The sequence below is a fragment of the Arenibacter sp. ARW7G5Y1 genome (genome assembly GCF_003201775.1).
In the GTDB taxonomy this organism is placed as follows: Bacteria; Bacteroidota; Bacteroidia; order Flavobacteriales; family Flavobacteriaceae; genus Arenibacter.
In genome coordinates, this window is record NZ_QJJZ01000020.1 from 39,461 (window position 1) to 54,047 (window position 14,587).

The 14,587-nt window shown below is 40.0% G+C and carries 17 protein-coding genes; 4 read left to right on the forward strand and 13 right to left on the reverse strand.

Annotated features, from left to right (window positions below):
- The first annotated feature begins 35 nt into the window (after positions 1 to 35).
- From C7972_RS20960 to C7972_RS20975, 3 genes are all read left to right on the forward strand, one after another.
- The gene (locus C7972_RS20960) at positions 36 to 284 is read left to right on the forward strand and encodes a hypothetical protein (protein WP_110358123.1); all 249 of its coding nucleotides are present in this window, start codon (positions 36 to 38) and stop codon (positions 282 to 284) included.
- Between the two features lie 22 nt (positions 285 to 306).
- Positions 307 to 1,455, forward strand: a complete 1,149-nt coding sequence (locus C7972_RS20965) for a serine hydrolase (RefSeq protein WP_110358124.1) — start codon at positions 307 to 309, stop codon at positions 1,453 to 1,455.
- 317 nt (positions 1,456 to 1,772) lie between these two features.
- Entirely contained in the window at positions 1,773 to 2,669 is an 897-nt protein-coding gene (locus C7972_RS20975; protein ID WP_110358126.1) for a DMT family transporter, read from the forward strand.
- Here C7972_RS20975 and C7972_RS20980 read toward each other — a convergent pair.
- Together C7972_RS20980 and rimO are read right to left on the reverse strand one after the other, a co-directional pair.
- The gene (locus C7972_RS20980) at positions 2,650 to 3,594 is read right to left on the reverse strand and encodes a sugar phosphate isomerase/epimerase (protein ID WP_110358127.1); all 945 of its coding nucleotides are present in this window, start codon (positions 3,592 to 3,594) and stop codon (positions 2,650 to 2,652) included. The two genes, C7972_RS20975 and C7972_RS20980, sit on opposite strands and share 20 nt — an antisense overlap.
- Before the next feature lie 165 nt (positions 3,595 to 3,759).
- Positions 3,760 to 5,067 (reverse strand): 30S ribosomal protein S12 methylthiotransferase RimO, encoded by a 1,308-nt coding sequence (rimO, locus tag C7972_RS20985; protein ID WP_110358128.1) that lies wholly within the window; start codon positions 5,065 to 5,067, stop codon positions 3,760 to 3,762.
- A gap of 119 nt (positions 5,068 to 5,186) precedes the next feature.
- On the opposite strand from rimO, the gene C7972_RS20990 reads away from it, so the two are divergent.
- Positions 5,187 to 6,275: a serine hydrolase gene (locus tag C7972_RS20990; protein WP_110358129.1), complete on the forward strand. Its 1,089-nt coding sequence runs from the start codon at positions 5,187 to 5,189 to the stop codon at positions 6,273 to 6,275.
- A 22-nt stretch (positions 6,276 to 6,297) separates the two neighbouring features.
- Here the strand turns inward: C7972_RS20990 and C7972_RS20995 are convergent, their stop codons facing one another.
- The 11 genes from C7972_RS20995 to recR form a co-directional block, all read right to left on the reverse strand.
- On the reverse strand, positions 6,298 to 7,305 hold the full coding sequence (locus tag C7972_RS20995) for a carboxylesterase (protein WP_110358130.1): 1,008 nt from the start codon (positions 7,303 to 7,305) through the stop codon (positions 6,298 to 6,300).
- On the reverse strand, positions 7,302 to 8,264 hold the full coding sequence (gene ftsY, locus C7972_RS21000; protein WP_110358131.1) for a signal recognition particle-docking protein FtsY: 963 nt from the start codon (positions 8,262 to 8,264) through the stop codon (positions 7,302 to 7,304). The genes C7972_RS20995 and ftsY overlap by 4 nt, the downstream gene beginning before the upstream one ends.
- 90 nt (positions 8,265 to 8,354) lie before the next feature.
- On the reverse strand, positions 8,355 to 8,507 hold the full coding sequence (locus tag C7972_RS21005; RefSeq protein WP_110358132.1) for a DUF4295 domain-containing protein: 153 nt from the start codon (positions 8,505 to 8,507) through the stop codon (positions 8,355 to 8,357).
- Between the two features lie 6 nt (positions 8,508 to 8,513).
- Positions 8,514 to 8,696 (reverse strand): 50S ribosomal protein L33, encoded by a 183-nt coding sequence (gene rpmG, locus C7972_RS21010; RefSeq protein WP_031444791.1) that lies wholly within the window; start codon positions 8,694 to 8,696, stop codon positions 8,514 to 8,516.
- 21 nt (positions 8,697 to 8,717) lie between these two features.
- Positions 8,718 to 8,954 (reverse strand): 50S ribosomal protein L28, encoded by a 237-nt coding sequence (gene rpmB, locus C7972_RS21015; protein ID WP_031444792.1) that lies wholly within the window; start codon positions 8,952 to 8,954, stop codon positions 8,718 to 8,720.
- A 72-nt stretch (positions 8,955 to 9,026) separates the two neighbouring features.
- Positions 9,027 to 10,274, reverse strand: coding sequence for a competence/damage-inducible protein A (locus tag C7972_RS21020; protein WP_110358133.1), 1,248 nt, complete (start codon positions 10,272 to 10,274; stop codon positions 9,027 to 9,029).
- The gene (locus C7972_RS21025) at positions 10,274 to 10,612 is read right to left on the reverse strand and encodes an Hpt domain-containing protein (protein WP_110358134.1); all 339 of its coding nucleotides are present in this window, start codon (positions 10,610 to 10,612) and stop codon (positions 10,274 to 10,276) included. Before C7972_RS21025 ends, C7972_RS21020 begins: the two co-directional genes overlap by 1 nt.
- Positions 10,613 to 11,224 carry a fumarylacetoacetate hydrolase family protein gene (locus C7972_RS21030; protein WP_110358135.1) on the reverse strand — a complete coding sequence of 204 codons (612 nt, stop codon included), beginning with the start codon at positions 11,222 to 11,224 and terminating at the stop codon, positions 10,613 to 10,615. It lies immediately after the preceding gene.
- 100 nt (positions 11,225 to 11,324) lie between these two features.
- A complete protein-coding gene (locus C7972_RS21035) occupies positions 11,325 to 12,101 on the reverse strand; it encodes a 3'-5' exonuclease (RefSeq protein ID WP_110358136.1) in 777 nt (258 codons plus the stop codon).
- Between the two features lie 205 nt (positions 12,102 to 12,306).
- A complete protein-coding gene (locus tag C7972_RS21040; RefSeq protein WP_110358137.1) occupies positions 12,307 to 13,701 on the reverse strand; it encodes a dihydrolipoamide acetyltransferase family protein in 1,395 nt (464 codons plus the stop codon).
- Between the two features lie 98 nt (positions 13,702 to 13,799).
- A complete protein-coding gene (gene recR / locus C7972_RS21045; RefSeq protein WP_110358138.1) occupies positions 13,800 to 14,417 on the reverse strand; it encodes a recombination mediator RecR in 618 nt (205 codons plus the stop codon).
- Positions 14,418 to 14,587 lie beyond the last annotated feature (170 nt).

Sequence of the window (14,587 nt, forward strand, 5' to 3'; positions counted from 1 at the left end):
GCTATTATTATTGCTTTTATCATTAATTTTATTCCATGACGGATAGACAAATAAAACTCATTTGGGATTTTAGGGGTGAAGCGGCCCAAAAAACAGCAAAACATCATGAAATACATCTTAAAGAATATGTGTTGACCCAAAATATGACCTTGAACATTACGGGAAGTGCAGACATTACCAATATGCACTCCATAGCATTTCTAGTGGTAAACGAATCCCAGATGATTGCCGTCAGGGACGCCTTAAGGCCTCATCGCGGTGAAGTCTATACTCCAATAGACTAGCTTAAATCCATATAAAGAACCCATGGGCAGTAGATTCTTAATTTTCATTTTCCCAATAACGACCCTATTTTTCTCATGTACCCACCATACTGAGGATCCTGACCTATTAAAAATAGCCCTGGCCTCCAACAATTCCAAAATAAGAAAGGTTATGGATAGCTTGGACCAATATGAGCTGCAAGCAAGATATACCCGAATTGACCGGAATAGGGACAGTATAATTTTTACTGATTTCAATTTTCAGGTTAACGACAGCAACTACTTCTACCCGGCAAGCACGGTTAAAACCCTAACCGCCATACTTGCCCTAGAAAAACTGAATGAAATGGACTCCTTGGACCGCTACACCCGGTTTTATGTGGAAGGTGATTCCATTGAAACAACATTTGCCAACGAAATTATCAAGATTTTTGCCGTAAGTGACAATGAAGCCAATAATCGACTTTTCGAATTTTTGGGACAGGACCGAATAAACATGAGTTTAAAGGACAAGGGTATTGCACCGGTGAGAATCTCCCATCGACTTTCAACGGAAAATGCTTTTGAAGTAACTACAAAACCACTTATTGTCTTCCTAAACGACACTACACTAAGCTGGTTAAAACCGAGCGTAAACAAACCTGCTGTTCCCTTGGCCCTGAACAGGATAAAAAAAGGTACGGCCCATTATGAAGAAAATACCCTAATTAAGGAACCCTTCGATTTTAACTTAAAAAATTATTTTCCAATTAGTGCCCAGAACGAGGTTTTAAAAAGGATAGTTTTCCCGGAGCAATTCCCGAAAAGTGAGCGATTCAACCTTAGCCCCGACCAACATAGTTTTCTCATGAAGGCCATGAGTGACCCTCCTAGAGATTTGGGGTACGATGACATGGAGTATTATGACGGCTATTGCAAGTTTTTTATGTTCGGAGATACCAGGGATACCATACCAGAATATCTCAAAATATACAATAAAGTAGGCAATGCCTATGGCACAGTGACGGATTGTGCCTATATATGGGACCGTAAAAATAATGTGGAATTTATACTTACTGCCACTCTTTTGGCCAATAAAAATAAAATCTTTAACGATAACTCCTATGAATACGAAGATATAGCACTTCCGTTTTTGGCTCAATTGGGCAGAGAGATCTATCATCTGGAAATAGCAAGAAAACAACGACAATGACAGCCTTAAATTTTGCCCCCCCCTTTACAAAAAACCAATATGGAAAAAATTTATTGGGCTTGTTGTACGAGGAATTACGGTTTGGTTTTTGGGCAAAGCCACTTAAAAGTCTCCTAACGGACATCCCAGGGCCGCACAAGAAAAGATTACCAAAATGGACAACTATATCCGGAATGGCATAATAAATGGCCTACAAAACCAAGCTTGCGCGGGATCTGAATTTGTAATTATTTAGGGGTATCAATATTATAATGATTTTACAAGGATATGGGTAACAACAATTCTGCCAATTTTCTATTTTTGTCCATTTTTCAAAAATGATAACAAAACCTCGTATTGCCCTAATTACCGGAATAGTTTGTATTTCCATATTCCCGGTATTGGTGAAACTGAATTATACTCCGGGCCTTATTTCCGCCTTCTATCGTATGGCTATCGCGCTAAGCATAATCTTGCCTTATGTTCTATTTACCAAACAATTGAAAATCCCGGATCTGCGCACATTATTGCTTACTATTATTTGCGGAATATGTTTTGGATCTGACGTGGCAGTATGGAATATTGCCATTCAGGAATCCACGGCCACACAAGCGTCGTTCCTGACAAACCTATCTCCGGTTTGGGTAGGCATCGGTACATTTTTCTTTTTAAAACCTAAACCTTCCATTAATTTTTGGATAGGTACCGTAATTGCCCTCTTAGGGATGATCACCTTGGTCGGATTTAAATTCTTTGCCCAATTTTCTTTTGATATTGGCTTTAGTTTTGGATTATTGTCCGGGGTGTTCTACGCCATCTATATTCTAATCAGTAAAGAAGTCCTGACCAAGACATCCATAGTAAATTTTATGACGCTAAGCCTAATATCTTCTTCCCTGTTTTTAGGAATCCTGTCCTATGCCCTGGACGAGCCTTTTACAGGCTTCTCAAATATTGGTTGGTTCGTACTGTTTATCCAAGGATTGGTCTGCCAGTTATTGGCATGGTTGTCCATAAGCTATTCCACCCAACATATGCGAGCCACAAGAGTCTCCCTAAGTCTATTGGCGCAGGCCATCTTGGCCGCCATCTTGGCTTGGATATTCCTCAACGAGTTAATTACCCTACAAATGATTTTAGGCGGTATTATTTTACTCTTGGGAATACGAATCACCTTTTACGACAAGCCATTTGTTTTACCGATGCGGAAAAAGGCTAAACTCCCGCCTCTTTAATAACTTTCAAGGTCTTTTGTAAGCCGGTCTTGGCCACCTCCAACAAATCCATACTGTGGTACTCCGGATTGTACAGCTCCAAGGAAATACAACCGTTAAAACCTGTGCTTTTAAGGTCTTTCAATATTTGTGGCAACGGTAAAATTCCGTCACCTGGAAAAACCCTATGCTTATCCTCCATATCGGCCATTTCCATTCCTTTGGGAGCATCGTTAAATTGAAAAATGGCAAATATATCACCGTTCAAAAGCCTTAACCCTTCAAAACCTCCTTCCGAAATATACATATGATATACATCGGGTATTATTTTGGCTTCGGGGTGATTGGCGTCAAGGGCAACAGCGGATGCCTGGCCCATGGTCTTGAGAGGGAACATCTTTACAAATACCAAAGCCGGTATTACATTATACTCCTTAATTCCTATTTCCAATAACCTTCGGTAACAAGAAGCAACAAATCCAACATCGTAATTATCCCCCACCTGATTGGGTATGGCCTGTACATAGGTACAACCTATTTCAGATGCCATTCTCATTCTGTTTTTGGTAGCTGGTAAGGATTTTTGAAACTCTTCCTCATTCCTGGGAATGCAACCCCACAGGCCTATCATACTGGGCACAAACAATCCGGCTTCCTTTATTTTAGCGCCTAATTTTTTAAGATCGCCGCCACTCTTCTCGTATTCCTCCAAATCGCTGTCCCATGGTTCTATGGCATCGTAACCAGCAGCTATGGCAATCTCTACCTTTTTTTCCAAACCCTCGGCAGGTCTTATGGTCGCCGTATCCAAACAAATGGGCCACGGACTCTGTCCATTTTGGTATCTTTTTTCTTTTTTTGGAATTTCCATTGGCACGGTGTTGGCCAACGAGATTGTTGCAACACTAGCTGTGGCTGCTCCTGCAATAAAGGATCTGCGATTCATATTAAAGTTTATTATTCGACTAAAATATGAAAAAAAGTGACGTATTTCCCACTTACAGGCTAGAACTAACAGTTCAAGATTCTAATGTAACCAATAGGCCCCAAAGGGGTCATGGACCTATTATCGTATGGCTGCTACAACGAGTTGGAACTTAATTTTAACAGATCAACCTTGAATTGGCTCTCCATAAAGGTCAAAATCCGCAGCTTCAAAAATATGAAGGTCAACAAATTCCCCTACTTTCAGATAATGCTTTGCCGCATCCACCAAGACTTCGTTATCCACATCGGGGGAATCGAACTCCGATCGACCCACAAAATACTTGCCTTCCTTTCTATCTATTATACAACGTAAAGTTTTACCCACTTTTTCTTGGTTCAACTCCCATGATATCTGTGATTGGAGCTCCATAATTTCCGAAGCTCTTTGTTGTTTCACCTCCTCGGGAACGTCGTCTACCAAATTATAGGCATGCGTATTTTCTTCATGACTATAGGTAAAACATCCCAATCTTTCAAAGCGCATTGCTTCCACCCAACTTTTCAAAGTTTGAAAATCTTCTTCTGTCTCGCCTGGATAACCTACAATTAGGGTGGTCCTAATGGTCATTTCCGGTACCGCAGCCCTAAAGTCCTGTAACAATTTTGTGGTCTTGGCCTGGGTTGTTCCCCTACGCATACTCTTTAATATGGCATCGGAAATGTGCTGCAACGGAATATCCAGATAATTACATACCTTAGGCTCGCGTTTCATCACTTCCAAGACATCCATAGGAAATCCGGTAGGGAAAGCATAGTGCAATCTAATCCATTCAATACCATCTACCTTTACCAACTCGTTCAGCAATTCTGCCAAATTCCTTTTCTTATAAAGGTCCAATCCGTAATAAGTAAGATCTTGGGCAATAAGGATCAATTCCTTAACCCCTTTGGCTGCTAATTTATTAGCTTCCATTACCAAATCCTCTATAGGAGTACTCTTGTGTTTGCCCCGCATGATGGGGATGGCACAAAAAGAACAGGGACGATCACATCCTTCCGCAATTTTCAGATAAGCATAATTTTTTGGCGTGGTCGTTAATCGCTCCCCTATAAGTTCGTGCTTGTAATCGGCCCCCAGGGCCTTTAATAGATTGGGCAATTCGCTGGTTCCGAAATATTCATCCACATTAGGGATCTCTTTTTGCAGATCAGGTTTATAACGTTCACTTAAGCAACCTGTAACAAATACCTTATCCACTTCCCCGGCTTCCTTTTTTTGAACGTACTCCAAAATGGTATTTACGCTCTCTTCCTTGGCATTGGCTATAAAACCGCATGTATTTATCACCACAACATTCCCTTCCTCTTCATGTACGACTTCCTTGTTGTTGGCCTTCAATTGTCCCATCAACACCTCTGAATCGTACACATTCTTGGAACACCCCAAGGTTACTACATTTATCCTATTCTTCTTAAGTGATTTAGTACGCATATTTTTCAAATAAAGTGCAAAAGTACAACTTGAAAAAAGATTGTAGTCCCAATATATCTTTTTTTATTCTTTTAACGTTAAACCTTTATAACCAATTGAGCTCTAACTCATAAAGCCCTATGAAAACCCAACTTTTTATTTCCGGTTTATTTCTGATTTGCAGTTTAATGGGATGCTCCAAAGGCAATGATGACCAAATCCCGATTCCACCCGAGGAAGCCCTGTATTTTCCACCCTTAAATTCCGACGAATGGAAAACTGTGTCCCTGGAAGAGCTAGATTGGAATTCAAATGCGGAACAACCACTGTATGACTTCCTGGAAACAAATAAAACAGAGGCCTTTATCTTATTGAAGGATGGAAAAATTGTGCTGGAAAAATACTTTGGAAGTTTCAACGCTACAAAAAATCACTCCTGGAACTCGGCAGCCAAAACTTTGACCGCCTTTACTGTGGGAATTGCCCAAAAAGAGGGACATCTTGCCCTGGACCATCCCTCATCGGACTATATGGGAACGGGTTGGTCTTCCCTTAGCCCAGCGCAAGAGGCGCAGATTACCGTAAAAAACCATCTCACCATGACAACTGGGCTGGATTATACCGTAGAAAATAATTTTTGCACTGATGCTGAATGCCTGATTTACAAAGATGATCCCAACAGCTTTTGGTACTACCATAATGCCACCTATACCTTATTGGACAATATTTTAAGTGGTGCTGTTGATCAAGAGTATAAGGAATACTTTAACAATAAGGTCCGTGACAAGATTGGGATGCAGGGATCCTGGGTAAAGACAGGATATCTTAATCTGTACTTTAGCAACGCCCGAAGTATGGCCCGATTTGGACTCCTGAACCTGAACAAAGGCATATGGGGCGAAACCGTAATTCTGGACGATCCCAATTATTTCACCAACATGACCACGACCTCCCAAGAACTGAACAAGTCTTATGGTTATCTCTGGTGGTTGAATGGAAAAAGTAGTTTTAGATTGCCCGGTACCGAAGAACTATACCCTGGCAAATTAATCCCCAATGCTCCGGACGACCTAATAGCCGGACTAGGTGCCTTTGACCAAAAACTATATGTAGTACCCAGTAAAGGATTGGTAATTATACGAATGGGCGATTCTGCCAATGAAGATGAATTGGGACCATCTACCTTTGATAATGATTTATGGGGAAAAATAAATGCCGTAATCAACTAAATTATATTGAAACCCAAAACCTTTACTTGACCGGGTGAAGTTGCACCACTTCTTCCAAGAACCCTATGGTTTCCCTTTTTACGGACTCCAGATCTTTTGATGTTATATAAGAGGTCATTACATGGTTACCCACTTGTGGAAACGCAACTTTGCGCTTTAAATGGCTCTTTACCCCTAATTCATCGTACATTTCCAACAAGGCAGGGACCGATACCACCTTATCCTGTTCTTCCTCATTTTTATAGTAATATCCTAAAAAAGTGGGTTGATGGATCTTCTGAAAGACATCCGGTTTCATTGTTACATCCAATAAGGCCTGTAATTGCGTCAATGCCTCTACCCTGTATCTTGTTGTCCAATAACTATTTTTTAAAGAATCCGCTTCAGATTCATAAAAATCGCTATCCATAATGGTTTTGGCTATTTCCAATCCCCAAGGCCCCGACAGTAATACTGCCGACGGGTCGTAGATCTTTACGTTTGGGGAATACAAAAGAAGGCTCGCTATATCCTTGTCCCCTTGGGCCAAATAAAGTGCCAGGGTACCCCCAGTGGAAGTCCCCATAACAATAACCTTTTTTCCAATCCGTTTTGCTATGGCCAAAGCCTCCTTTGCCGAATCAAAATAGTCTGTAGCCGTTAGGTGAAGCATTGCTTGTTCTTCCCGGACTCCGTGCCCTTCCAAACGGGGCAAGTATACATTGGCACCATATCTTTGCCCCAATTCCCTGTGCAAAGGCGCACCCTCCTCATGACTGGCGGACCAACCGTGAAGATAAAGAATAGAATATTCTGTTTTTCCAGGGATAGAATCGTACCAAATTATTCGCGATTCGTTATTGATCTTAATTTTTGTATTTTCCTTTTCCCTTTGTAGAAGATTGTTGTTCAGTATATTTAAATCCGTTTCCACTACTGGCAAATCCATTGTCAATACAGGCCTATCTACTTTGGGACCTAAAAAATAAACAATAAACAACAGGAGAAGTAAAAAAAATATTCCTTTCAATAATCGACGGACTATCTTCATTCTTTTCCACTAAAAAACGAATCCACAAACTCAATCTTATTAAAGACCTGCAAATCTTCCATTCCTTCCCCTACCCCAATATACTTTACCGGAATCTGGAATTGATCTGAAATACCAATAACCACACCACCTTTAGCGGTACCATCCAATTTTGTCACTGCCAAGGATGTTACTTCCGTGGCCTTGGTAAATTGTTTTGCCTGCTCAAAGGCATTCTGCCCTGTGGATCCGTCCAAAACCAAGAGGACCTCATCAGGAGTACCTTCAACCACCTTTTGCATAACGCGCTTCACTTTGGTCAATTCATTCATCAAATTAACCTTATTATGCAGTCTACCCGCAGTATCGATAATTACCACGTCCGCATTCTGCTTAAGTGCCGAACTCAGGGTGTCAAAGGCCACAGAGGCAGGGTCGCTGCCCATATTTTGTTTTATGATAGGGACATCTACCCTATCGGCCCATACCTGAAGTTGGTCTATTGCGGCTGCTCTAAATGTATCGGCCGCACCAAGGACTACCTTTAAACCTTGTTTTTTAAATTGATAGGCCAATTTACCTATAGTGGTAGTTTTACCTACCCCATTGACACCAACAACCATTATTACGTAAGGCTTTCTTATCAAGGGAACCGTAAACTCGGTTTCTGATCCAGAATTGGTTTCGGACAGTAATCCTGCTATTTCCTCCCTTAATATAACATTAAGCTCGTCTACCCCCAAATACTTATCCTTGGATACACGAGCTTCTATACGGTCTATTATTTTTAAAGTGGTATTTACACCTACATCGGAGGAAACCAATACTTCCTCCAAATTATCCAAAACATCATCATCTACCTTGGATTTTCCAACTACCGCCTTACTAAGTTTGGATAAAAAATTGGTCTTGGTCTTTTCCAGACCTTTGTCCAAAGATTCCTTTTTTTGTGCAGAAAATATTTTCTTAAATAAACTCATATTTTTGGCATGTTCCTTTTCATCAAAGATATAAAAATAAAAAAGCTACTTTCATCAGAAAGTAGCTTTATAACCAATAAATTTAGGTTATTATTTTTTTTTCAACCAGTCGTTTACCATTTCCGGACTCATTACAGACTCCATAAAAGTGTAAGCACCTGTTTTGGGCGACTTAACCATTTTAATGGCCTTGGTCAATCTTTTTGAACTTGTTTGTAAACTCGCTACCGTTTTCTTTGCCATGACGTATTATTTAATTTCTTTATGAACTGTCATTCTCTTTAGAATAGGATTGAATTTTTTAATTTCCATCCTATCTGGAGTGTTCTTTTTGTTCTTAGTGGTTATGTACCTTGAAGTACCTGGCATGCCAGATTCCTTATGCTCTGTACATTCCAAAATAACCTGAATTCTGTTACCTTTCTTTGCCATTATAATCTTAGTATTTCAGGATTATTTAATTAACCCTTTTTCCTTTGCCTCTTTTAAAACAACGGAAATTCCTTTTTTATTGATACTCTTTAGCGCCTTGGCTGAAACCTTTAAGGTTACCCAACGATCTTCTTCTGGAATATAGAAACGCTTTTTAGAAAGATTTACATCAAATCTTCTTCTGGTTTTATTAATCGAGAAGGACACATTATTCCCAAACATGGCTCTCTTTCCAGTAACATCACAAACTTTTGACATCTCTCTACTTTTATTTTGTTATAAACAGGGTGCAAATTTAAATTAATTTTATGGGACGGACAAAATTCTTTGTCAGAATTTTAAAATTTCTTTTCGAAGCATTTCAAAAGCCTTATTTACAGCCTTTTGCACAATTCTTTCACGCTGGCTCCCCAAATGATATTTCTCTACCACCACAGCTTCGGGGCTAGCAACTGCAATAAACACAGTTCCTACCTCCGCATCCGAGTCTCCTTTTGTTGGACCTGCGTTCCCAGTAGTGGCTATAGCAAAATCGGTCTTCAGCATATTTCGCAGATTAGTGGCCATTTCAATGGCTACTTCCGCGCTCACTACTGAAAATTGTTCAATAGTTGTTTTGGAAACTTTAAGGACCTCTATCTTGGTTTCTGTGGCATAGCTCACAATACTCCCTTTAAAATAGGCGGATGCACCTGGCATACTCGTAATCTGTTGGGCTATTTTACCCCCGGTACAACTCTCCGCCGTACCCATTGTCATCCTTTTTTTTGTCAATAATTGGGCAATCACCGATTCTACAGATTCTCCCCCCTCCTCACCGAAGACAATATCGCCCAAGAGGTTTCTAATTTTCTCCGCCTCCAACTCCACCATGGAGTTTAGCTCCTCACTATTGTTTCCCTTTGCAGAAAGTCTAAGCCTAACGGACCCAAGACTTGGTAGATAGGCCAATTTTACCATACTGGGCAGATTGTCCTCCACAGAGGATATCCTATCGGCCAGCGAACTTTCCCCCATCCCATAGGTAATAATGGTCTTATGGACAATATAAGGCCGCTTAAACTCTTGTACTATTCTAGGAATGACCTTGGATGTTATTAGATTTTTCATCTCGAAGGGTACACCTGGCAATGAAACGAAGACCTTTCCATCTTTTTTTAACCACATACCGGGCGCTGTACCAAATTCATTGTGGAGTACATCGGCCGTAGAAGGCACCAAGGCTTGATTTTTGTTGACCTCCAACAAAGGTATTCCCAAGTGTTTTTTAAAGATAGCCTCCACATGGGACAACACTTCCTTGCTTTCCACCAGGGTATCATTGAAATACTCGCACAGCGTATGTTTGGTGATATCATCTTTGGTAGGGCCCAATCCCCCCGTAATTATAATAATGTCGGCTCTAGATTCCGCTTCCTTAAGAGCTTCGAGAATATGAAGCCTTTCATCCTGTACCGAAGAAATCTGATATACGGAAACCCCTATCTTATTTAGTTCCTGGGCAATGAAGGCCGAATTTGTATCTATAATTTGACCAATGAGAATCTCATCGCCAATAGTTATGATTTCAGCAAACATTAAATTCTAAAGTCATTTTTTAATTCTGAAACCACTTGATCTACGTCCTTTTTAAGTAATGGCACCAAACGCTCAATTTCTTCAGTATCCTCTACCTTTTTTCCCAAAGTCTCTATCTGAAGGGCTATTTCTCGGGTTTGTTCCATGCCCAATAAATCTACGTTAGGTTTAATCTTATGTGCCAGTTTATATACGCTATCATAATTTTTTACCCCCAATGCTTTCTCAAGTTCATCCAAATCCTGAGGAACTTCTTCCAAAAAAACAGCTACGACAGATTTAATAAATTCATCATCACCTTCTGCCATTTCATTTATCTTGTCCAGATTATAAATCATCTATTTTATATTTAATGAGAACATTTGTTCATTCTCCAATGTACCCGAAAGATAATCATTTGCACTTATTCTACCAACACCGGCAGGGGTACCGGTAAAAATAATGTCTCCCTTTTTCAAAGTAAAAAAACTAGACGCGTAGGAAATTATATCATCTATCTTCCAAAGCATTAACCCGGTGTTCCCATCCTGAACAACTATATTGTTCTTTTTAAGTTGGAAATTTAAATTATTTACATCATCAAAATTGGATTTTGGCAACCATTTACCTATAACCGCAGATCCATCAAAACCCTTGGCCTTTTCCCAAGGCAATCCTTTTTCCTTTAATCGAGATTGTAGATCCCTAGCCGTAAAATCGATTCCCAAACCCACCTCATCGTAATAATTATGTGAAAATCGCGAATCTATATGCTTTCCTACTTTTTTAATTTTCACCAACACTTCCACTTCGTAATGTATATCTTCGGAAAATTCAGGTATATAAAAATCCTGTTCTTTAGGCAAAACGGCCGAGTCCGGCTTAATAAACAAAACCGGATCTGAAGGCCTCTCGTTATTCAATTCCTTTATGTGATCCACATAATTGCGACCAATGCAAATAATCTTCATATTACAGAGTGATGTTCGGCAATTGACTTTGGGCATTTGTTTTGGAAAAGTAGGGCAAGTAACCTTTTTGAAAATCGGTAACTACCATTATACCAAATCCTTAGCCCAATTTGTTGTTCAATTTGCTCAATTTTATTTGGGTCAAAACCTTTTTTGTGTACAATGGAAAATCGGCATTTAAGATCCAACCAAAATACCCAGGTTCCTTTTCCAGAACAGCATGCACCTTTTTGCCCTTATGCTTTCCAAAGGAAAAAATCTCCTCCCCCTCTTCATCCAACACAATAAAGCCCGCAAAATCAACCGCTTGTTTCCTAGTAGTAAATTCGGATAGCTTTTTAATATTGTTCTCCAATTCAGGATAACGGTCCAATTGCGACAATAGCACTTCATAAGTAGCCATGGTATCGGCCTCAGCACTATGGGCATCCACAAGGTCTTTATCGCAATAAAACTTATAGGCAGCTTCCAAGGTTCTTTTCTCCATTTTGTGGAAAATGGTCTGCACGTCCACAGAAACCGTATTCTTCATGTCAAAATCTATTTCGGCCCTGAGCATCTCCTCGGCCAACAGAGGAATGTCAAAACGATCCGAATTATAGCCTCCCAAATCGCTATCCTTTATCATTTTGTAAATTTCCTTGGAAAGCTGTTTAAATGTAGGTTCGTTGGCCACTTTCTCATTGGAAATGCCATGAATGGCAACTACCTGGGCAGGGATTTCCATTTCCGGGTTCACCAACCATGTTTTGCTCTCCCTATTTCCATTTGGATACACTTTCAAAATAGCTATTTCCACTATCCTATCCTTGGCAACATTAGTTCCCGTGGTCTCCAAATCGAAAAAACAAATTGGTCTTGTAAGCTTTAATTGCATGTTGTAGGTTCTTTATACAAAGATAGTTTTTACAAAGGTTTTGACTAAAAATAGCCCCACAAAATGTTTAAAATCCTTTTAGAAGCAGGGAAATTCAAGAATATCCATCAGAATTAAACACACAACCCCACAGACCAGCGGAACAAACCATGCTAAAATGCATAATTAAAAATAACAAGGAAAATAAATCAATCCCAGGGATTTATTAAACTTCCCTATTCTCGTCCCAGGCCTCCAAATAATCGGCTACAGCCTTTACAAACATTCCTCCCAAAGCCCCGTTCACTACCCTGTGATCATAACTATGGGACAAATACATCTTACTTCGAATGGCTATAAAATCGCCCTCTTTGGTTTCGACTACTGCGGGTATTTTACGTATAGCCCCCAATGCCAATATACCCACTTGTGGTTGATTGATAATTGGCGTACCAAAAACACTACCAAAGGTACCCACATTGGTAACGGTATAGGTACCATCCTTCACCTCTTCTGGTTTTAACGCATTATTCCTTGCCCTCTTGGCCAAATCGTTGACCGCTTTGGCCATACCTACCAGATTTAACTGATCGGCGTTTTTAATCACGGGAACAATCAAATTTCCATCGGGCAAGGCCGCTGCCATACCAATATTGATATTCTTTTTCTTTATGATGGTATCGCCATCCAAGGATATATTCACCATGGGATACTTTTTTAAGGCAATGGCCACCGCTTCCATAAAGATAGGGGTAAAGGTTAGTTTCTCGCCTTCCCTTCTTTCAAAGGCATCCTTGACCTTATTTCTCCAATTGACCACGTTGGTCACATCAACCTCAACAAAACTTTGCACGTGGGCCGAAGTAGCAACACTTGCTGTCATATGCTGGACAATCAATTTACCCATACGTGTCAAAGGAATATGCTCGTCGCCATTAATTGGCAGCTCCTTCTCCAAAGTCGGTTTAACCTCCTCCTGTTTTGTTTCCTCCTTTTTGTCGGGAACAGGTTTGGCAACTTGTTCCTCCATTTCTACCACAGGCATTGCATTCTCTTGCTTTTTCTCCTGAAAAGGCTGCCCTTGGCCCACCTTGCCCGAAGCAACATAATCCAAAATATCGTTTTTGGTTACCCTACCCTCACTTCCAGTGCCATTTATGGTATCCAACTCCGCCAAGGTAATTCCCTCCTGCTTTGCTATATTTTTTACCAAGGGAGAATAAAAACGATCGGTTCCACTATAATCAATTACCGGCGCGCTAGTACTTTCCTTGGCACTCAAAACCGCAACTTCCAATTCCTCTACCACTTTGTTCGAAACATCATCCTTTACAGAAACACTATGACCATCCCCTTCATTATCAGACTCTAATCCGCTTCCATTTATTTCTATAATGGCAACGGTCTGGCCTACTTTAACAACATCGTCTATTTTGAATAATTTCTCCACTAAAATGCCATCTACCTCGCTAGGAACCTCAGAATCTACCTTATCCGTGGCTATTTCAAAAACGGCTTCATCCATTTCTATGGTATCGCCAACTTCCTTCAGCCATGAGGTAAGTGTTGCCTCTGCAACACTTTCTCCCATTTGTGGTAATTTTAGCTCAAATTTTGACATATCCTTATTTAATACACTTGTAATGATTAATAAATTGCAAAACTAACAAATAAAAGGTCGTATTTTTGATTTTTATTCATTCTTTTTACTAACAACCCCTATACTTTTAATGAATTCTCAAACGGAATTCTATTCAGAATACTTCTCCCCAAAGTTACCTCATCCGCATACTCCAATTCATCTCCCACCGCAATGCCCCTTGCAATGGTTGAAGTTTTTATGTCCAGACCTTCTAATTGCCTGTAAATATAAAAGTTGGTGGTATCCCCCTCCATAGTAGAGCTTAATGCGAATATTAATTCCTTTATTTTTCCCCGTTTTGCTTTGTCCACCAAGGAATAAATAGACAGATCCTGGGGCCCAACACCTTCCATAGGGGAGATTTTCCCTCCTAGGACATGGTACAACCCTAAAAACTGACCTGTATTCTCTATGGCCATCACATCCCGAATATCCTCTACCACACAAACAAGACTTTCGTCCCTTCTGGGGTTTGAACATATCTCACACACCTCCACATCGGAAATATTATGGCAATTTTTACAGAATTTGATATTGTCCTTTAAATTGATCAATGCATTTGCCAATCTAGCGGTTTGCTCCTTTGGCTGTTTTAAGAGATGTAGGACCAACCTCAGCGCGGTACGTTTTCCTATACCTGGTAATTGGGACATCTCATAGACCGCATTTTCCAATAATTTAGATGAAAATTCCATAACCACAAAATTACAATTTTATACCATTAATTTAAGGCATTCCCACTAAAAGTAAATTTCAAGCATTTTACAATTCATATCATCAAGGCCCAACGATAAATACTTGCCATTAGTTTTAAATGTGAATATGCCCTGCAAATTGAATGTTGGCAAATCACCTTTCTTATCGT